A 19607-nucleotide genomic window follows, 5' to 3' on the forward strand; every position below is an offset into this window, starting at 1 on the left:
TTTTTAAAGATCCACTTATGAAACTCAGTCCGTAGCTACCTTGTAACTGATAAAGGCTGTAATCCCAACTAACAGGACGACTAAGCCAATATAGAAAACTCCTGGCAAAAAATCTCCCCAGCTAGTGGTTCCATCTTCTCTCTGGCTAATTTCTAGCTTTGAAACTGCTTGGCTATTTGACTGAAATAACTGCTTTTCTTTGGCTTCCTTAACTGGCCCCTGTATAGCAGAAAACAGTTGTCCCCCTTCTGTGGCCAACTGTTTATTCTGATCATGCTGTATCTCCTGCAGTTTCTTTTGATCTGCGGCATTAAAAAGCGCCTTAATCCGTTCCGACTGCGCACCAAAATGTAACTCCTCTTCTCTCTCAAGTCTGGAGTTATCGATTTGCAAACTATTATCTTGGAGGTCGTCCGCAGCAGCCACTGAGACTGCTGCACACACCCCTACGGTAAAAAGCAAGAGAATTAATTTTTTCATATCCTATTATACTTTCTGGGTTTGACTGATTGTTCCTTGAAAACTTCTGGGTTTGACAAAGATATTAGCTGCTGCTAATAAGCCCAAAACAATTAAGAGAGCAAAGAAGACAAAGAAGCCTGCTGCTTGCCCGTCAAAGTAAGCTGAGAGTAGATTTTCCAAAACAGACAGTGCATTCAAGTCCTTGATGAAGGCTGGGAAGCCTGTCAGACTAGCCGTTGTTCCAATAGCATTGGATAGATAAACAAAACTAATCATCATAAAGAAGGCAAGACCCATACCGACAACACGGAGATGTTTCAATAAGAAATACTGCCCTTGGACAAGAATTTGACTGGCAAATACTAGCAAGAGTACCCAAGATGGCACATATTCACGACCAACTGAGAGCTGAATGCTTGAGATAATCCCAATTGCTAAACCAATGGTCAAGGCTAAGCTGGATAGGACACCAACTGTCGTAATATCTGTATCGTGCAATTTGTCTAGCTTGAACTTGTCTTTGACTTTGCGAACGATATTCTGTGTCGCAAAAAGATAAGCTGTAAAGAGACTCACAATTTCTAGGAGCAATATCCAAGTGAATGGACGATAGACATTGACTGTTGCTTTCACTGATGAAGAACGTTGCGCTACTGGACTAGATAAGAATTTAAGAAGAACCTCATTTGGCACGCCATTTTCATAAGCGTTATTGAGTACCTTGATAAAGGATTCTACAAAGTTCCCATTCGCTGCTAATTCTTCATTAAACTCTGCCATCAAAGTTTCTGCATCGCTAGACAATTTTTCTGTGTTACCCTGAGCATTCGCCAATTCCCGATGGAAATTACTGAAAATCTGATTCGCAGATTCAGCCGCCTGAACATTGCTTTGAGATGAAGCCTTAACGCCTGAAGTCGTACTTAACAAAGATCTGAATTCAGAATTAAGTGAAGACAGTTCAGAGTCCGTTTTGGCCAAAGCTGCTGTACTAGCAGTCTGAGATGTAGCAATTTCAGACAAGCTTTCTCTTAGCTTTTCATATTGTTTTAGCTGACCATCGATGGCTGTTCCTAATTCCTTATTGCTAAGTGCAATTTTTTCTAGGTTTTCCTTCAATTCAGGAGCTGTTTCTTTCAAATCTTTCAAGGTCTCGTCTAATTTTTGACGAACACCTGTTTCTTTATGATCCTTGTCATCTGAGGAACTGTTCGCTTGAGAAAGACTATCGTTGTAATCTTTCAAGTTAGCATTGATCGCTTCTGATAGAAGTTGAGTCAAGGCATCTGCCATGTCCCCTTTTTTCAATTGTTCTATTGTAGAATAAACCTTAAGAAGAGAATCTACCTGCTGATAGGCTGAGGCAATTCTCTGAGACTGCATACCATAACTAGCCGCCGCCTGCTGAACTCCTTGAATATCAATTGCTGCAGTAGCCGACTGTACACCATTGAGGGTGATTGAGATCTGAGTATTTGTCGCAGAAGTGGCATCGCTATCACTTGTATCAGATGATGCACTTTTGACGCTATAACGAATATCAAACTTAGCGTTTTCTACAAGATTAATTTCTTGGCCATCTGTTACAGTGCTACCATTGTAGGACACTGAATCTACTGTCACACCATCTGGCGCTTGCCAAGAAACCTTAGCCTTGGCTACAGCGCCATCAACTGCGTCAGTGCTTGTCACTGCCTTAGCTGCCAATTGGTTGAGAGTGTCAGAACTTGTCCCGTCACTAGGAGTCCCGTACTCCTTAAGCTCAGCATAGTTAATACTTGGCACAGTAATAGACAAGCCAAAAGCATTAAATGTCTTTCCACTGAAATCTTCTGCTGGCAAAGCAGCGATAGCATTGGCTAGTTCAGCCTTGATTGAGCTCTCAGAGTTCTCTAAATCCTTTAAGCCCCCTTTTTCGAAGACTTGATTTAGAGTGACTTTGTCCCCAGATTCAACCCCATAGTAGCTCGCCAATTTTTTCGTGATAAAGTCCTTTATGTTATCTTGGTGTTCTTTGAATTTATCACGTTCAGCTTTGAGATCTTTTTCTAAATCTTCAATTTTCTGAGAAACACTTGTTGCCAGACCTGTATAAGTTTTTGCATCTGTTGCATCCTTGCTCTCTGACGAGCCAATCTGCTTACCAAGTGTTTCCTGTTGCTTTTGCAAGTCATCATAAAGTTTCTTTGTTTCTGAGCTCAATGAATCACGGCTCATAGACATCAGCTGGTCCATAAAGGCCGCATAGCTAATCTGATCTTCACCTCTTTGCTTGAGCAAGCTACTAAAATTATTGTCATAAGCTGTCTGGGACGTTCCAAGAGTATCAAATGACTGTGTAAAATTCTCCAAATTTGATTTCAGCATGTTATTAGCATCTACTGATGAACTGGTCATGCTGTAAAGTGTCGGAAAAATATTTTTTGAATTAATAGCTGTATCCAATAGATTGGTCTTATACTTGCCAATATTGGTCGCTTGAACTTGTGAACTTGCTTGAACATTTTTCTGGGCAGTATAAAGGTTACTTAAAATGCTGGCCATATACATATCAACCAACTGGCTGTTCAAATCTGCCACAATATCTTTCGCTAGCTTGTTTGCCTCATTTTCCACCTGCAGATTTCCAGCCGCATTAACCTTGTAGGTCACGGTTGTCTTATCCGCATTAATACTGTTCACATCCAGTACTTTTTCTGAAAAATCGCTCGGAATGGTCAAGACTAGCTGATAAGTCCCTTTTTCCAAACCTGCATCAGCTGCCCCGCGTGTCACGACAAACCAATTTTGGGAATTATCTCGCTCAATATTTTTTACATAGCTAGCCCCAAGATTGTACTCTTTCTTATCCACACGTACAGCTTGGTCTTCATTAACAATGGCTACGTTTAATTTAGTTTGTTGACTTGTTTTTTGTTTTGTTTTACCGCTGCTCGTCGTATTATTCTGTACAGATATATTTAAAATTGTAACGATTGTAAACAGCAAAACCACTAAGAGACTATTGCCGATATATTTAAAGATTTTTTTATTCTTCATTCTTTCGCTTTTTAATTTTCTTTCTGATACTAAAAAGAGGAAGGCCCTCGCCTTCCTACTAAAGCCACTTATTCAAAATTAATGAATTTGTGCTGCAATATCTTGGTCAGTTTGTTCCACGATATCAGCAACTTTCACTAACTGAGCGTTAATGTCTTGAAGCAATTGTGCAAATTCTTTAATCTTTGGAGACAGTTCATTGAATTGTTCTTCAAAGCTTTGGAAGGCTGAACCTTCCCAGTTTTCAGAAATGATCGCTTGTTCATTCGTAAGAGATGAAAGAACTTGATTCACATTTTCTGCACCATCTGTGTAACGTTGCGCTGAAGCACGCAATTCTTCTGGAGTTAATTTAATCCGAGCCATAACGTTCTCCTTTTTATTTGTTTTGTATATTCTATCATAAGAAATATTTCGTTGCAACATTTTTCTGTGAATTTTATACATTTTTTTTGAAAATATACTTTTCATCCGTATTATTTCCGAATTTTTTCTACCTTTTTTCCTATTTTCTTTCTTAAAATGACATCATTTTCTCACCCTATCTTCAAATAAGTCGGCAAATTTTTTAAATAGGTAAGACGAAAGAGCACCCAAAAACCGGTATGAAAAAATTTGAGAGACAGAGGGCTAGTAATATCACCAATTCCTTTTCTTGAAAAAAACATCTGCTCCTCAGCAGATGCCTTCATTTACCGATAGTAATCATAAGCTAACCGAGGACTTCCGTCTGCAACATAAATGATGCCACACTCAGTAAAGCCATAAGACAAGATAGCTGCTTGCATGGGCTTATTATCTGCATGAGTATCGATCCGTAGATGGGGAATCTCCTGATAGCAAAAATCAAAAACCTGACGTGCCAGACCTTTGACTTGGCCGTTTGAAGCGATACGATGGATCGTTCCATAAGGCTCTGTCGAACGCCAGGCTCCCTTTTCAATGACTTGATAGGTTGGATCCTCTCCTATGATAAAAGCGAAAGTCCCGACTATCTTTCCATCCTCCTCTACAACAAAGGACTGACGAGAGCTTATGTCTGCTTCTATTAAAAGTTTGCTAGGATAATCCTCTCCCCACTGAGTCGGATTTCCTTGCTCTCTCATAAACTTACGAGCCAGAGCATAGATCTCCATGATAGCTTTTAGATCTTCTTCTTTGGATAGACGTACCTTCATCTTTTCCTCCTTTACCGGATAATAGCTAGCTTCTTGATCCTTTCCAATCATTACATTATAAGAAAGGAGGCTGAAACATTCTTGTCCCAGCCCCCATCTTGAAAGAATACTATTTAAATTCTTCTGGTTCACCAGTATACTGGGCCCATTCCTGGCTAAAGAAACGGTCATTGAGCTTGTAAGTCGGCGCAGGCTGTGGATTTGCCACAAATGGATCCACGACCTTATCAAAAGCAAGCCAACCTAGCCAACCCATATGGATGGTGTCCTGCATAAAGTAAGACTTATCGCCATCCTTCGAAAAATCAGCAATGTTATTAAAACCTTGTTCAGTCAGCTGATATTTGATTTTCTCAACAGCCTGCTGATACTTTTCTTGACTCAGCCCCGTATATTCCATCCATTTGGCATTGACCGGAGGAATAACAAAGAGAACATTAGTCTTCGATTTAGCAAACTGATCCAGAGCCAATTGCAAATCATTGTATTCAGGAGATTGCACATAGGATAGATTCCGCTGAGAACCCTTGAGGCGTTTCAAGGCTCTTTTTAGACGATTCTTATAGAATTTGTTTTCAATTCCAAGATCATTGCTACTAGTGTTTTTCTTAGCTTCTTCTGTTCCGACCTCTTCCAAGGCATCATAAGAAAATTTGTCTGGCAGATTCTTCAGCTTAGACAATACAAATTTTTCATAATTGTCGTTATTAGCTGCGACAAAATTGCTGAAAAAAGCATCTTCTCGCCGATTGATCCGTGCCATAAAACGGATAAAAGAACGATCAAAGCTCGTCAATTTTTGCCGATTAGCCAATTTTTGAACATTGTCTTTCATAGCAATGTTGGGATAAAGCTGCAGTAGACGCTGCGCTGCGTATTGGGCGGCACGATCCCCGCTCTGTTGCCTCAAAAAGCTGGTCAGCTGATCACTATTAAAGTATTGCTGGAAAGCCGAAGCATCATATCCCTTCTTGGTAAACCACTGGGGGGATACCACATAGACAGCTGTTTTATTTTCCAGTTGTGGCAGAATCTGCTGCATACCAAAGTACTGATTGAGAGAGGCCGCGCCACGCTGACCTAGGAAATAAGGTCGGTAAGAACGGTCATATTTTTCTGCTAAAACAGCCGGGTGCAGACTGTCAAAGCGTAGCCATTCACTCGAACCAAAGAAAGGGACAAAGCGATGTTCTTCATCAGTCAAAGCCTTACTCTTTTGGGTTCGATTTTTGAAATTTTCTGCCGTTAAAGTGACGGCTGAACGCTTTTCACTCTCATAATTATGATTGTAGTTAATCGGATAGAAAAATAGCAAGGCAACTACCATCAGTAGCGCGCAAAAAACTGGCCCCAAAATCAGCCATAATCGTTTAAGCATTACGAAGCTCCGTTACACCTTCAACGATTTTATTGGCCGTATTCCAGTCATCGCGACCAAATTCAGAAACAGGTACACGAATATCAAAACGATTTTCCAATTCTACAATCAATTCAACTGTTCCCATGCTATCTAGGACACCTGCATCGAACAAATCTTCATCCATCATGTCAGAGACATCTTCCATAAATAATTCATCTATAATTTCGATTACTTCTGCTTTTACATCCATTGTATTTTCCTCATTTATTTTTATTTTTTAAACCAAAGATCATTCAAAAATCCTGAGAAGATTAAGAATGACAGCATAACAACATGGAAGGTAATTACCATACCAAGTGCTTGAGTCCATTTGTTATCTGGTAAAGGTGCTAAGCCTTTGGCCTTTCGTTCTTTATTGATGGTCTTTTTCTTGCGAATCCAAGCATCATTAATAATCAGACCAAAACCATGGAAAACTCCATAAGCCACATAATACCAGGTTACACCATGCCAAAAGCCCATGATGGTCATGTTGATCAAATAAGCCACTCCCGAGGTAACGTTTCGGTTTTTAAAGACCTTATTGCGCATCAGGACCATGACTATTCGCATAAAGACGAAGTCACGGAACCAGAAGGACAGACTCATATGCCAACGATTCCAAAATTCCTTTAAATCCCGAGAGAGAAATGGTTTGTCAAAGTTAATCGGACTCTTAATCCCCATCAGATAGGAAATGGCTACCGCAAACATAGAATAGCCTGCAAAGTCGAAAAAGAGATCCAAACCAAAGACATACATAACACCCAAAGTTCCTAGATTAAAGAAACCACCAGTGTAAAGTGCATAAGTCTTGACATGCCCCAAAAGCAAATGGCCAAAGATATGAGCTAGAACAAACTTATACAAGAAACCTAGCATGATATAGTGCACGGCTTTCTCAAGCATATTAAGAAGTTCTTCTCGATCAGGAATCTGAACATAATCTTCATTAAAACGTTTGAAGCGATCAATCGGCCCACTAGAGAAGGTGGGCATAAAGAGCATGAAGCGCAAAAACTCCCAAAGACTAAAGTCTGTCAGAGCCCCATCTCGTAGCTCCATCATCATACCAACAGAGCGGAAGGTCAGATAGGAGATCCCTAGAAAACCTAGCAAGGACTGATGGTGATCTTGAATAGCTGGTGTGACTTTCACAATCGTTAAGGGCAAAGTTGCCAAGAAAACGTGCAGATAGAAGACCCACTTATTATCCCATCTTTTCCGATAAAACTTGTAAAGAAAGAGCCAGAAGGTCTGCCAAACTACGTAAAAGATAAAAGCAAGAAACTGAGTCAGGTCGGGTCCTACCAACATAAAGATGATGAAGGCTAGGCTTACCAAGACTTCATAAAGCGGAAATCTTTTTTTAAAGAAGAGCCCGATGAAGATAGGTAGAACTGCTAAAATAATATAAACAAAATATTGGGGATCGCCATAAGGTTCCAGGTGAGGAAGTTGTTTTAAAATTTCCATCATCGGTTATTGACCTCGCTGATTAAGCCCTTGATATCGATCTTACCATTAGGTGTCAGAGGTAGAGATTCACGATAAAGGAATTTAGATGGCATCATATAAGACATCATGATATCTTCCAAGTCTTCCTTAATAGCTTTTGTAATATCAATCTCACGCTCAAACTGTTCTGCCACCCCATCTTTTAAGATAACATAGGCCAAAAGATTTTGTACCTTGTGGTCCTTGTTATAACGAGGCACAGCCACTGCCGAATCAATGTATTTTGATTTATTAAGATTTTGTGAAACATCCTCCAGCTCGATGCGGTAGCCATTAAACTTAATTTGGAAATCCATCCGACCGCCGTAAAGCAAGAGTCCTTCATCAGTCATGGAACCCACATCTCCAGTATGATAAGCAGGCAAGCCTTCAAATTCAAAGAAAGCCTCTGCTGTTTTTTCTGGATTGTTCATATAGCCTTTAGAAACTGCTGGACCAGATACGATGATTTCTCCTTGCTCACCATTCGGAAGCTTCTGGCCGTTTTCATCAATGATAAAGGTTGGAGAATCTTCCTTAGTATAGCCGATTGGCAGACGTTTCATGGTAGCTAGCATTTCATCTGTAACAGCTACAGCTGATAAAGCCACTGTCGCTTCCGTCGGTCCATAGGCATTGATGATACGAGCATTTGGGAAACGGTCACGCAGTTTTTGAGCTGTCTTAACCGTCAACTCTTCTCCATCAAAGTAGAAATGAGTCAGTCCTGGCATCTTTTGGCTATTGAAATCATCTGAGAGCATGGCCATATCTGCAAAAGATGGTGTTGAGGTCCAGATAGCAATCGGCAAGCTCAAAATAGTTTCAAAGAGTTGCTTAAAGTCTTGCGTAATAGCACTTGGAAGTGCAAACAGCGTTCCTCCCAAAGCCAGAGTCGGTGCCCAGTACATCACAGACAAGTCAAAAGAGTAAGGTGGCTGAGCCAACATTTGCGGTTGCGCAGGCGTTGCGAACTCTTTATCCGTAATCATCCAGTTGGTAAAGCTCAGCAAATTGTCATGGGAAATTTGAACACCTTTGGGTTTTCCTGTTGTTCCAGAGGTAAAGATGATGTAGTAATTATCATCTCCCTTGACAGAATGAGTGATTTCATAAGCTGTCTTTTGAGCAAAGCTTGCCTGTAATTCTGTTAAACTCAGGCTTGGAACAGTTACTTCCATAGGAAAGTCTGCAATTGCAATGATCAAGCTTGGCTCAGCAACTTCTACAATTGCTGCCACGCGCTCCAAAGCTGAATGACTATCAATCGGAATATAAGCATGACCTGACTTGGTCAAGGCTACAAAGGTCGCAAGCATCTCATACTCTTGGCCCCCATAGACCACAACGGGAGATTTAGCAGGTAGACCTAGACTGTCAATCTTAGCTGCTAGCGAATCTGAATCAGCCTTCAAGTCAGCGTATGTATGAACCTCCCCCAATACATTGTATACAGGGAAGTCTGGTTGTGTCTGAGCATAGTGCTCAATTGTTTCGATCATATCGTTAATGGTCGTATTCGTCACGAAAGGATACCTCTTTTAATCTTAAAATTCATTGTAAATAAAGCCACCCTGGCCTTGGCCCAGGTAACTAAAGAAATAGAGAAGTGCTAAAAAGATAACAAAATAAAGCAGGGTTCTCCACAAAAAAGTGTAAATTGTTTGATGTTTTTTCATTCTTCATTCCAAATCATTCAATAAATATACTCTATTTTACCATTTTATTCACTCAGTTTTCAATCCTAAATCTATTTTGTTTCTAAGTGAAAAAATTTATATATAAAATTTTTATATATTTTCTTGACAAGTCATTTTATTATGTATATAATTTATATATAAAATAATTATATATAAATATTTTTTATATTGATAAAGGAGGAAAAAATGTGTATTACTTCCCAACCTCATCAGCCCTAATTGAGTTTCTCATTTTGGCTCTCGTAGAAAAAGAAGATTCCTACGGTTATGAAATCAGCCAGACCATTAAATTGTTAGCCAATATCAAAGAGTCCACTCTTTACCCAATTCTGAAAAAATTAGAAAAGAATAGCTACCTAACCACCTACTCACAAGAGTTTCAAGGTCGTAAAAGAAAATATTATTCTCTCACAGGTTCGGGGCTCGACCAGCTCAACAAGCTCAGAGAAGAATGGAATCAGTATATTAGTACAATCAACAATATTATAGAAGGGAACATCCATCATGACAAGAACTGAATATCTCGCTCAGTTAGATAAATATCTGAAGAAACTCCCCAGACACGATTATCAAGAAGCTATGGACTACTTTGTTGAGTATTTTGATGAAGCAGGTCCTGAAAATGAATCCCAAGTCATAGCCGAACTCGGCAGTCCTCGTGAAGCCGCACATGAAATCATGGTCAACCTCTTAGATAAGATCATAGAAGAAGACGAGCCAAAGAATACTAAGAATGTTATCCAAATTGCTATCCTATCTATTCTAGCAGCACCTCTAGCTATTCCGCTGGCTCTGGTCGTCGCTATTTTAGTCTTTGTCTTCTTCTTCTTGATTGGAGTTTTTGCTTTTGTCCTAGCTATCGGCTCTTTCGCCTTTTTTGTCTTTGGTATCAGCTCGATCTGGGACAGCCTGACCATCTCACTAGGAGTTTCGATTCCTAGTTTCCTACTTACTATTGGAATCAGCCTTCTAGGTTTTGGACTATCCGCTTTCTGCGCTTTAGGTGTTTCACCGCTCATACAGTTCACCAAAAACAACTTTATCAAGCTAGCGAAACGACTTTCAAAGAAAGGAGCACGCCATGCCTAACTGGAAAAAAACATTACTAACTGTCGGAATCTCAGCATGTCTACTAGGAGGTGCTTTGATTGCTACAGGAACTGCAACTGGTGGCATAAACCACTTGTTGCAAGCCAATCATACCAAATACAGTAAAAAGACAGAGGACTTCTCCGATATTTCTGCTCTGGATATCGATCTCGGAAATCGAAACCTAGTCATTGAAGAATCAGAAGATGATAAAACACATTTGACCTATTATCAAGGCAAGGAAGCTTCTGAGCGAATTGTTACCTCAGCCAATCAAGGAACCTTAAAGATTCAGCAACCAAGGCCCCTGATAACTTTCGGCTGGAGCAGTGGCATCCGTTCTATCTTGAACTTTTTTGACAACGAAGGAGGGCGTTCAACGGTTACCCTCAGCCTACCTAAGGGAACAAAACTTTCAACCCTTAAAGGCAACAGCAGTCTAGGTGACGTTTCCCTATCTGGCTTGTCCGTTCAAAAATTAGACCTTAGTCTTTCAGCAGGCAGCCTAACCGTCAAAAACAGTACGATTTCCACGGGAGACTTATCGAATTCTCTTGGAGATGTCTCTTTATCTGATCTGACCATCCAAAAATTGGATCTTAAGCTCTCATCAGGCAGTGTGACTATCGATAACACTACTGTTGAAAAAGGGTATTTAGCAAGTTCTCTAGGGGATATCAACCTAAATAAAAGTAAGCTATCAGATAGCACAATTAAGCTTTCATCAGGTAGCATTAACTCTCAGCAACTCACTCTGTCAGGTGATATCAATATTGACAATAGCTTAGGTGATATTCAGCTAAACTTAGTCAAAGAAAGCCTTGAAACTCTTTCATTTGATATAGAAACAAGCATGGGTAGCATCACTGTCCCCCACAATTTTCAATCTATCACAGGTGAAAATGACGAGGTTGGTTCTAAACTGAAACGCCAACTGGATAAGAGTAGCGGAAAAGTTTTTGTAAGAGATAGCGCCGGAAGTATCGAGCTGTCTGTTGCTGAGTAAAATTATTTTAACACTTCCACCAAAAACTGCATCCGTCTGTGGATGGATATGAATACATAAAAAAATAGACCGGGATATCTATCCCTGCCTATTTTTTATTTAGCAATTGCATGATAAGTGGTTGTGCTGGTAAACTCCTGACCAGCCCTAACAATGACCTGGTCTTTCTGATGGCTATGTATAGCATCAGGAAGAGCCTGCATTTCAAGCGCTACTCCATTGTGCTGTTTCATTGTCTGACCAGCAAAACGAATTTCTTCATCAACACAATTTGCGGTATAGACTACCAAACATGGCGCCTCTGTCTTAAAGGTCAAGAAACGCCCGGATTCCTGATGATAGAGGAAGCCTGCCGTTTCATGTCCTGGCTTCAGTGCAAAAGGATGATCTAGGCCTGACACCAATCGAACCTGCTCATCCTTTTCAGCAAAGAGGTCCTTCAGGAGCATAGCTTGCTGCAGATGCTTTACAAAATCACTTGTTTCTACCTCTTTAGCTGGTACTCCATCCGCCGCAATTGGATAAACCCCCAAGCTATCTACCTGAAAGACATGGTCATCAATGGTCTGAGCAAAATCAGCTGAAAGATTAAAATAGCTATGGTTGGTTGGATTGATAAGGGTATCTCGGTCAGTTTGTACCTGATAAGAAATTTCCAGCTCCCCTTTTTCAGAAAGTGTATAAGAAATCCAAACCTTGAGATGACCTGGAAAACCTCCAGTCCCATCTGCTCTTTCTGTAAAAAGGACTAGGCCTTCGTCAGTGACTTCTTCCACTTGAAAAACAGCACTGTCCCAACCAGTCGATCCACTGTGATTGCAGTTTTGACAATTGTTGGCTTCCAGGTGATAGGTTTCTCCACCCAATTCAAAACTTGCCCCGGCAATTCGACCAGCTACAGGTCCAATACTGGCTCCATGTTTAGGGCTATTGCCAATATAATCTTCAAATTGATCAAATCCTAAAATAACATTAGCAAACTGGCCTTTTTTATCTGGTGTTTGGTATTCCAGGATCGTCGCTCCATAGTTCATAACACTGAGACGATAGCCCAGATCGTTTTCAAAGGTGAAGCGAAAAATGTTTTGCCCTTGAAACTCTCCAAATAGATCTTTTTGATACGATTTCATAATAACTCCTTGTGATGAAAATGTAAAAGAGGGAAATCAGAATCTTCTTTAGCAATTCCTATCCCATACTTCTTTTACTATAACACAGTACCCATCCTAAAAACACCTACTTATTAAAGAGTTTCTTCTACTTTATCAAACCAGCTGTGGGCACTTTTCGAAAGAATCTTGTTCGCTTAAATCCTATTGAGTAGAGCCAAGCACTACAACTAATCCTCTTTTTTCCTATTTAGCAAAAGGATGAATAACGACTCCCTGCACAACACGGTTAACTGTACCAGTTGGCGAAGGTGTATCTGGTCGATTTTTAACTTTCAAAGAAGTAAGCAAAGCAAAAAGCTGGCCATAAATGATATAAGGGAAGGTCCGATAGATATCATCCAGTAATTCACTTGCCATTTCTACTTCTTCTACTTTTGCCAATCCTTCTGCCTTGTCTGTCAGCAAAATAACCTTGCGGGCAATCTCATCTCCAGCAACTTCTCTGACTAAATCTAGATCGTATTGCTTAGTATATGGATCTGTCGATCCAAAGATCAGGACAATTGTCTGCTCATTGACCAAGGACTTTGGTCCATGTCGAAAGCCGACTGGACTTTCATACATTGTTGCCACTTGGCCGGCCGTCAATTCTAGAATCTTCAATTGAGCCTCATGGGCTAGACCAAAGAAGGGGCCTGCTCCCAGGTAGATAACGCGATTGAAGTCTAAGTTTACCAAATTTTGAATCTCATCTACTCGGTCTAAAGTTTGCTGGCTTAAAGCAATCAAAGACGCAACTTTTTCCTCTTTTACTGCAAGTTCGGATGTATCAAAGACCAGTAATGCCGTTAGCATCATAGAAGTGAAGCTCGATGTCATAGCAAAACCAGCATCATTAGATGGAGAAGGTTGGAGCAAGAGCAGGTTTCTCTCGTCCCCATGAGCCTGCTGGGCTAATTTCCCTTCTGCTGCACAGGTAATTGTTACCTGATAAAGCTCATCTACCAACTGTTTAGCTAAATCGACTGTTGCTACACTCTCAGGAGAATTACCACTACGGGCAAAGGAAACCAAGACTGTCGGAACATCCTTACGCAAATGAGTCAAAGGATTGGCTACAATATCCGTTGTCGCAACCGAGTTGAAATTCCATTTTCGCTCATCGTAAATACTTCTGAGATAGGGAATTAAAGTATCCCCAACGTAGGCAGAAGTACCCGCTCCAGTAAAGATAACCTTGACATAGTCATGCTTACCATCAATCGAGTCTATGAAAGCCTCAATTTCAGTTTGGTGAGCTCTATAAGCATCGAAGGCTGTCTGCCAAACTTGTGGTTGTTGGTGGATTTCGCGCGTGGTGATTTCAGCTCCTAAGTCTACTAATTGCTCTCTTGAATAATTAAGCATTTTCTTTTTTGTTTCCTTTCTATTTTATTCGAATGTTTTCAAACATTTATTCTTAAAAAAGAGGAGAGGAAAAGCTCCCTCTCCCCTCATTTGTAGTCTATAAAACCCTAAATAGTGACTGGTGTCTACAAGACTTTTTTCGACACCTGCCTACTCGTCTTCATCATCGTCAGCAAGTCCTGCTAAGAGGTCGTTGACTTTAACAATGCTTTCGGCCGCTTTTTCTTGATAGTTGCTGTCGGCGCCGATCAAGGAAGAATTGATAAACTCAATCACCATTGGTAAATTCATACCAGCATAGAGTTCAATTTCTTGACCTTCCATAATCAAGCGACTAACAACATTACATGGTGTGCCTCCCAAAAGATCTGCAAATACCAGATAGTCATCAAAATCTTTGATAGTATCTAAAAATTTTGCCAAAAAATCGTCTGGTCCTTCTTCTGGAAGCAAGGCAACACTATGGATGGACTCTTGTGGGCCCATTATCATCTCTGTACTGTGTTTTAACTCTTCACAGAAACGACCGTGGCTAATTAATACTAATTGCTTACTCATAAATTACTCCATTACGCCATTCTAAAGAAGAAGTGGCCAAATGCTGAGAATGCAATTGCTGCAAGGATGATGAGCAAGATAGCTTTTGTAGAGTTCATACCCTTACGTCCAAGCAACCAGTAGATTACACCTGTGATGATAGCTGGTACCAAACGTGGGAAGATGAGGTTGAGCATATCTTGAATTTCAATCGCTTTGTCCCCAATGTGTGGAGCCCAAGAAACTTCAACACCAATCATGCTGGCGATCAAGGCACCAACCATGAAAACACCAAGTACAGAAGCTGCATCAATCAAAGCAGTCAAAGTACTTTGCATGTTGTTGATGAGGTTAACCCCTTCTTTGTAGGCAAATTCCAATTGTTTCCAGCGGAAAATGTCATAAGCAACTGCTACAGCGATCCACAAGAAGATACCGGCTGGGTTTCCTGCAACAGCCAAAGTTGCTGCGATTGAACCCATAATAGCTGGAACCAAAGATCCAAAGATAGAGTCTCCAAGAGGGGCAAATGGTCCCATGAGACCTGTCTTGATACCATTGACCGCATCTTTTGATTTGACGCCATCTTTTTCTTCCAAAGCAAGGTCAAAACCAGTGATTATGGTATGGAAGAATGGTGAAGTATTGAAGAATTGCGTATGCAATTTCATCATTTCTTTCAATTCTGGAGTGCCATCACCGTACATTTTACGCAACTGAGGCAAGAGCATATAAAGGTAACCAGAAGCCTGCATACGCTCATAGTTCCAACCTAATTGGAAGGTGAACAAGCTACGTTTGTTAATCTGTTTAAAATCTTCTTTTGTTAGTTTGTAATTAGAATTCATCATCTTCAATTTCCCCGCTTTCTGATTCAGTTACTGGAGCAGCTACGACTGTACGTTGGCTGTTTTTGAAGTGTTGTACTGCAAGGAAGGTACCGATAATGGCAATACCAATCATAGATACACTCTTGAAGTTGTTAACAAAAGTAATAGCTTGTTCTTTTGGAAGTTTAGAGAACACTTCAGAACCAACAATGCTAGACACTGCAGTACCAAGGCTTTGAACATTGCTGTAAAGCACTGTCAACATCGCTGTTAAGCCAAAGCCAAGTGCTAAGTAGTGAAGGTTACGACGAACAGGAAGGTAACGAAGCAAGATCGCAAATCCAAGACCTGGAAGCATTTGACCTGCAAGTTTCAAACCGTTTGCCAACCATTGTACATTAGCAAGACCTTTAACAACAGATTCTACGAAAGCTCCACCATAAGCAAGCGCGAAGAAAACTGGGAGAGCTCGAGAAAGAGCCCAAGGAATCGCTCCAAGAAGGTAGTTGCGTTCAATACCTTTGTAGTCAAAGCGGTCGATTGCAGCATCTACACGGTGAGCGAAGTAAGTTGTAGTCATACGACCAAGAATATCAAAGTAGGTCAACAAAGTTGCTACCGGCACAGCGATTGTAGCAATAGCAAGCTCTGCATCAATCCCTTGTGCTACTGAGAAGGCAGTCGCAAGAACGGCACCAGAAGTGGCGTCGATACGAGAAGCTCCACCGAAAGTACCAACACCGAGCACTGTCAATTGAAGAGAAGCTCCGATAAAGAGACCTGTCTTTAAATCTCCCATGACAAGTCCTGTAATGAAACCAGCAAAGACCGGTGAGCCTGCTGAAGAAACGATCGTCAACTCATCGCAGATTTGATAAGCTGAGTACAGAGTGAGTAGTAAAATTTGCCACCATTGTATCATGACAAAGACCTCCTAAAAATTTTTCCTTATTTTAACAAATTCATAAAGTCCGCAACCGGATCATTTGGAACCATCTGAGCTGTCAGCTTCACGCCTTTTTCATGCAGTTTGTGGAAAGCTTCCACATCCGCATCAACCACATTGATGGAGCGAGTGATTGGACGAGTTTCGTCTGATTGAGACATATTTCCGACATTAAGTGTTTCTAATGGCACGCCAGCCTCTACCAAACGAAGGAAACGGTCTGGTTTACGAGCAACGATAAAGAGTCGTTGTGAGTCATATTTTCCAGCCAAGATGTTTTCTGCTGCTTTAGCGATTGGCAAAATGCTGAGCTTCACTCCTGGTGGCGTTGCCAACTTGAGTCCGCTCTTTTCAATATCGTTTTGTGCCACTTCGTCATCAATTACCATGATGCGTGTCACATTAAGCTTAGTAGTCCAAAGATTGGCTACTTGTCCATGAATCAGACGTCCGTCGATTCGATTCCCTACGATTGTCATAAATTTTCCCCCTTTATATTTTTAAATGTAGGTTGGTTAACAAGATGAATAGAATCTTTAAATTCCCCTTCCGTCTCAAAAATAATAATACGGTTTGCTCCTTCCTTTAGAAGGCCATGAGGAATATAAAGAGATAAGGTTGGCCCGACATTCCAGAAACGCCCAATATTGACTCCATTGACAAAAGCGACGCCTTTCCCAAAATCTGTCAAATCAAGATAGGTATCTTTAAGCGCTTTCATTTCTAGGTTAAAATCAAAGGCATAGAAAGCTGGATGCCCCGGGTACCATTCTTTTGAAAAGTCAATCTTTTCAGGTTGATCGAGAGTAAGGCAGTAGTGCTGCCAATCTAGCATAAAGTGTAAATCCTTGCAAATCCCTGTTCGGATTCCTTTTCTCTGAGTATCTGCCAAGAGTTTATGGCCGTAGTTGACTCGCCCCATATTTTCTAGGAGGATGTCAATACTATGCTTCGTTTTGACCTGTCTATCGACAAAGATATCTGCACCAATTTCAGTTTGATATTGGGTAGCAATATGTTCTTGGTCTACAAAAAGTTGCATCCGGTCGCGACCGTCAATAATACGAATCTTTTCTTGATCTGCATCCCAGTCAGCTTCTGTATGATAGAGTAGATAACCGTAGTCCTGTCCTAGTTCCTCCATCTTTTTAGGATAGAGACTTTGAACAGGCTCTGCCAAATCCGCCAAAGTTTCAAACAAACTAACCTTGTCGCTCAAAGGAATATTTTTTTGTTCAAAGTTGCCTTTCACCAGAGGTTCCATTTGTGGGAATTCTGGGTAATAAGTCTTTAACATCTTTTGAACTGCAAAATACTTAGGTGTTGGATTCCCAGCTTCATTTAGCAAGGCATCGTAGTCATAGGAAGTGACTTGCGGGAGATCAATTGTTCCACGCGCTGAACAACCATTCATAAAACCGAAGTTGGTTCCGCCATGGAACATATAAAGATTGATCGAACCTTGCTTGAGAACCTCATGAACAGCTTCTGCCAACTCTTCAGGATCCCTTGTAATAATAGGTTCCTTCCAACGATTAAACCAGCCGTCCCAAAATTCCATACACATGAGTGGCCACTTCTTGTCGTGCTCTTGGAAAAATTTTTCCATCGAAGCAAAATTTTCATCTGATCGAGAGCCAAAGTTTCCAGTAACCAACAAATCCTCATCAATCAGTGTGCCTGCCTCTAAAGTTGCTCGCCAGGGTCCATCTGAGGTAAAGAGTGGACAGGTTATGTCTCGCTCTATCATTAGGTCTCTGACAGCTCTGAGATAAGCTTTATCCTCACCATAGGAACCATACTCATTCTCAACCTGCATCATGAGAATATTGCCACCCTGATCCAATAATCTAGGTGTTAAGCGAGGAAGCAGTTCATCGTAGTAAGCTGCTACAGCCTCAATAAACCTGGAATCAGATGAACGAATTCTCATGTCTTCTGTCAAAAGCCAAGCTGGTAAACCACCAAACTCCCACTCCGCACAGATGAAAGGCGACGGTCGAACAATGGCGTAAAGTCCTAAGTCTTGAGCTATCTGCAAGAACCTTTCTAAGTCCAACTGTCCTTGAAAATTGAATCGCCCCTTCTCGGGCTCATGTATATTCCAAGGAACATAAGTCTCAACCGTATTAAATCCTAAAGCTTTTAAGTTGTAAAGCGAATGATGCCAGTCATCTGGATGCACTCGAAAGTAGTGGATTGCACCCGATAAAATCTTAAATGGCTTCTGATCTAGTAGAAAATTATCAGACACTTCAAATCTTTCCAAACGCCCACCCTCTTTCAAAGAAAACTCTTTCATTAATTAATATAATAATATTTTGAAAAAAAGTCAATAGTTTTGAACTATTTTTTAGAAAATATGGTAAAATTCTAGTAAGAGGGAATAGAAGTGAGGTGAAAAAATAATGGCAATCCCTAAATACCAATACATAAAAGATGAACTAAAACAAAAAATCATTTCTGGTCAATTTGAAAATGGCGATAAGTTTTACACTGAGGCTGAATTGATACAGATGTATGATGTTAGTTCTATCACTGTCGTCAGAGCACTAAACGATCTTGCCAACGACGGATATATTATCCGCCAGCAAGGAAAAGGCACCTTCGTATCTAGAGCCCGTAAGCATAAACTAGTCGAATTTTCTGATGTAGAGGTTTTTCCATCCCAAAGTGACCATGTCACTGTCTTATCCATTGAGCGTGGAAACGATGGAGCCATTCTAGACAAACTCGGTCTAAAGAGCAACCAATTCTATTATAGGATCGAACGGGTCAGAGAAACCAATGGTGTGACCTATATCTATCAGCAATCCTATATCCCAGAACAATATGTAAATGCGAACTATCCAAACTTAGAGTACTATAGTTCTATTTATGGTCGCTTCAAAGCAGATTATCATATTCATATGAACGATGAACCCTTTGAAGAAATCAACGAAATTGTTTTCCCAACACCTAAGCATGTAGCTGAAAAACTAGGAATCGATCCTCAATTTCCTTCTGTACATCAAGTGAAAACTACTCATCTTGAAAGTACTGGACAAATCCTGGAATATGTTGAGAGTTACAAACGCGGAGACTTTTATAAAATCAAGTTTATTGCCTCTGATAAAAGTCGTTAATAGTAGTAAAAACGAACTCTATCAAGCACTTACACTCTTTTGTAAAAGCGCTTTCATTGATGTTTATATTATATCGTGTTTTACCTAAAATGAAAAGTTATTTTGTTAGATACCTTTAATTTGTTTGCTAAAATATATAATATGAACACTTATTTAAACAAAAAGCTATCAATTAACTGAATTGATAGCTTTTTTGATTTTTCTTTTATTGAGAGTATGTTGGCTTACTTTAGTCAAACAAACAAATTTCCTGACTAACTAAGCCATTTCTTCCTTTACC

General features: G+C 40.4%; 20 protein-coding genes. 4 read left to right on the forward strand and 16 right to left on the reverse strand.

What is annotated here, in order from left to right; all coding sequences use genetic code 11:
- Positions 1–24: 24 nt before the first annotated feature.
- The 9 genes from essA to HMPREF3108_RS09895 all read right to left on the reverse strand — a co-directional run bounded on the left by essA (position 25) and on the right by HMPREF3108_RS09895 (position 9254).
- Positions 25–480, reverse strand: a complete 456-nt coding sequence (essA, locus tag HMPREF3108_RS09855) for a type VII secretion protein EssA (protein ID WP_046164807.1) — start codon at positions 478–480, stop codon at positions 25–27.
- A 6-nt stretch (positions 481–486) separates the two neighbouring features.
- Positions 487–3501, reverse strand: coding sequence for a type VII secretion protein EsaA (esaA, locus tag HMPREF3108_RS09860; RefSeq protein WP_070494427.1), 3015 nt, complete (start codon positions 3499–3501; stop codon positions 487–489).
- Positions 3502–3579: 78 nt separating this feature from the next.
- Positions 3580–3867 carry a WXG100 family type VII secretion target gene (locus HMPREF3108_RS09865; RefSeq protein WP_011999608.1) on the reverse strand — a complete coding sequence of 96 codons (288 nt, stop codon included), beginning with the start codon at positions 3865–3867 and terminating at the stop codon, positions 3580–3582.
- Between the two features lie 326 nt (positions 3868–4193).
- On the reverse strand, positions 4194–4679 hold the full coding sequence (locus HMPREF3108_RS09870; protein ID WP_045634519.1) for a GNAT family N-acetyltransferase: 486 nt from the start codon (positions 4677–4679) through the stop codon (positions 4194–4196).
- Between the two features lie 109 nt (positions 4680–4788).
- Positions 4789–6057: a D-alanyl-lipoteichoic acid biosynthesis protein DltD gene (dltD, locus tag HMPREF3108_RS09875; RefSeq protein WP_045634520.1), complete on the reverse strand. Its 1269-nt coding sequence runs from the start codon at positions 6055–6057 to the stop codon at positions 4789–4791.
- Positions 6050–6289, reverse strand: a complete 240-nt coding sequence (dltC, locus tag HMPREF3108_RS09880; RefSeq protein WP_005591431.1) for a D-alanine--poly(phosphoribitol) ligase subunit DltC — start codon at positions 6287–6289, stop codon at positions 6050–6052. The genes dltD and dltC overlap by 8 nt, the downstream gene beginning before the upstream one ends.
- Before the next feature lie 20 nt (positions 6290–6309).
- The gene (gene dltB, locus HMPREF3108_RS09885; RefSeq protein WP_070494429.1) at positions 6310–7557 is read right to left on the reverse strand and encodes a D-alanyl-lipoteichoic acid biosynthesis protein DltB; all 1248 of its coding nucleotides are present in this window, start codon (positions 7555–7557) and stop codon (positions 6310–6312) included.
- Complete coding sequence (gene dltA, locus HMPREF3108_RS09890; protein WP_260452505.1) at positions 7554–9077, reverse strand: D-alanine--poly(phosphoribitol) ligase subunit DltA; 1524 nt, start codon at positions 9075–9077, stop codon at positions 7554–7556. The genes dltB and dltA overlap by 4 nt, the downstream gene beginning before the upstream one ends.
- Before the next feature lie 45 nt (positions 9078–9122).
- A complete protein-coding gene (locus tag HMPREF3108_RS09895; protein WP_011999604.1) occupies positions 9123–9254 on the reverse strand; it encodes a teichoic acid D-Ala incorporation-associated protein DltX in 132 nt (43 codons plus the stop codon).
- A 209-nt stretch (positions 9255–9463) separates the two neighbouring features.
- On the opposite strand from HMPREF3108_RS09895, the gene HMPREF3108_RS09900 reads away from it, so the two are divergent.
- From HMPREF3108_RS09900 to HMPREF3108_RS09910, 3 genes are read left to right on the forward strand one after another with little or no spacing between them, the layout of a single operon-like run.
- Complete coding sequence (locus HMPREF3108_RS09900; RefSeq protein ID WP_061596338.1) at positions 9464–9793, forward strand: PadR family transcriptional regulator; 330 nt, start codon at positions 9464–9466, stop codon at positions 9791–9793.
- Entirely contained in the window at positions 9780–10364 is a 585-nt protein-coding gene (locus tag HMPREF3108_RS09905) for a DUF1700 domain-containing protein (protein WP_061596340.1), read from the forward strand. Before HMPREF3108_RS09900 ends, HMPREF3108_RS09905 begins: the two co-directional genes overlap by 14 nt.
- Complete coding sequence (locus HMPREF3108_RS09910; protein ID WP_061596342.1) at positions 10357–11370, forward strand: DUF4097 family beta strand repeat-containing protein; 1014 nt, start codon at positions 10357–10359, stop codon at positions 11368–11370. Before HMPREF3108_RS09905 ends, HMPREF3108_RS09910 begins: the two co-directional genes overlap by 8 nt.
- A 95-nt stretch (positions 11371–11465) precedes the next feature.
- Here HMPREF3108_RS09910 and HMPREF3108_RS09915 read toward each other — a convergent pair whose 3' ends face one another.
- The 7 genes from HMPREF3108_RS09915 to HMPREF3108_RS09945 all read right to left on the reverse strand — a co-directional run bounded on the left by HMPREF3108_RS09915 (position 11466) and on the right by HMPREF3108_RS09945 (position 18504).
- On the reverse strand, positions 11466–12500 hold the full coding sequence (locus tag HMPREF3108_RS09915; RefSeq protein WP_061596344.1) for an aldose epimerase family protein: 1035 nt from the start codon (positions 12498–12500) through the stop codon (positions 11466–11468).
- A 225-nt stretch (positions 12501–12725) separates the two neighbouring features.
- On the reverse strand, positions 12726–13889 hold the full coding sequence (locus HMPREF3108_RS09920; RefSeq protein ID WP_061596346.1) for an SIS domain-containing protein: 1164 nt from the start codon (positions 13887–13889) through the stop codon (positions 12726–12728).
- Positions 13890–14039: 150 nt separating this feature from the next.
- Entirely contained in the window at positions 14040–14447 is a 408-nt protein-coding gene (locus tag HMPREF3108_RS09925) for a PTS sugar transporter subunit IIA (protein ID WP_046164797.1), read from the reverse strand.
- 11 nt (positions 14448–14458) lie between these two features.
- Positions 14459–15277, reverse strand: a complete 819-nt coding sequence (locus HMPREF3108_RS09930) for a PTS system mannose/fructose/sorbose family transporter subunit IID (RefSeq protein WP_048777309.1) — start codon at positions 15275–15277, stop codon at positions 14459–14461.
- Positions 15264–16178 carry a PTS mannose/fructose/sorbose/N-acetylgalactosamine transporter subunit IIC gene (locus HMPREF3108_RS09935; protein ID WP_048777308.1) on the reverse strand — a complete coding sequence of 305 codons (915 nt, stop codon included), beginning with the start codon at positions 16176–16178 and terminating at the stop codon, positions 15264–15266. The genes HMPREF3108_RS09930 and HMPREF3108_RS09935 overlap by 14 nt, the downstream gene beginning before the upstream one ends.
- A 26-nt stretch (positions 16179–16204) precedes the next feature.
- A complete protein-coding gene (locus tag HMPREF3108_RS09940) occupies positions 16205–16681 on the reverse strand; it encodes a PTS sugar transporter subunit IIB (protein ID WP_008808079.1) in 477 nt (158 codons plus the stop codon).
- Entirely contained in the window at positions 16678–18504 is a 1827-nt protein-coding gene (locus tag HMPREF3108_RS09945; protein ID WP_083277182.1) for a glycoside hydrolase family 35 protein, read from the reverse strand. Before HMPREF3108_RS09945 ends, HMPREF3108_RS09940 begins: the two co-directional genes overlap by 4 nt.
- Before the next feature lie 106 nt (positions 18505–18610).
- Here HMPREF3108_RS09945 and HMPREF3108_RS09950 point away from each other — a divergent pair, with 106 nt between their 5' ends.
- Positions 18611–19327 (forward strand): GntR family transcriptional regulator, encoded by a 717-nt coding sequence (locus HMPREF3108_RS09950; RefSeq protein WP_045634528.1) that lies wholly within the window; start codon positions 18611–18613, stop codon positions 19325–19327.
- Positions 19328–19607 lie beyond the last annotated feature (280 nt).

It is taken from the genome of Streptococcus sp. HMSC10A01 (genome assembly GCF_001807785.1).
Classification (GTDB): Bacteria; Bacillota; Bacilli; order Lactobacillales; family Streptococcaceae; genus Streptococcus; species Streptococcus gordonii.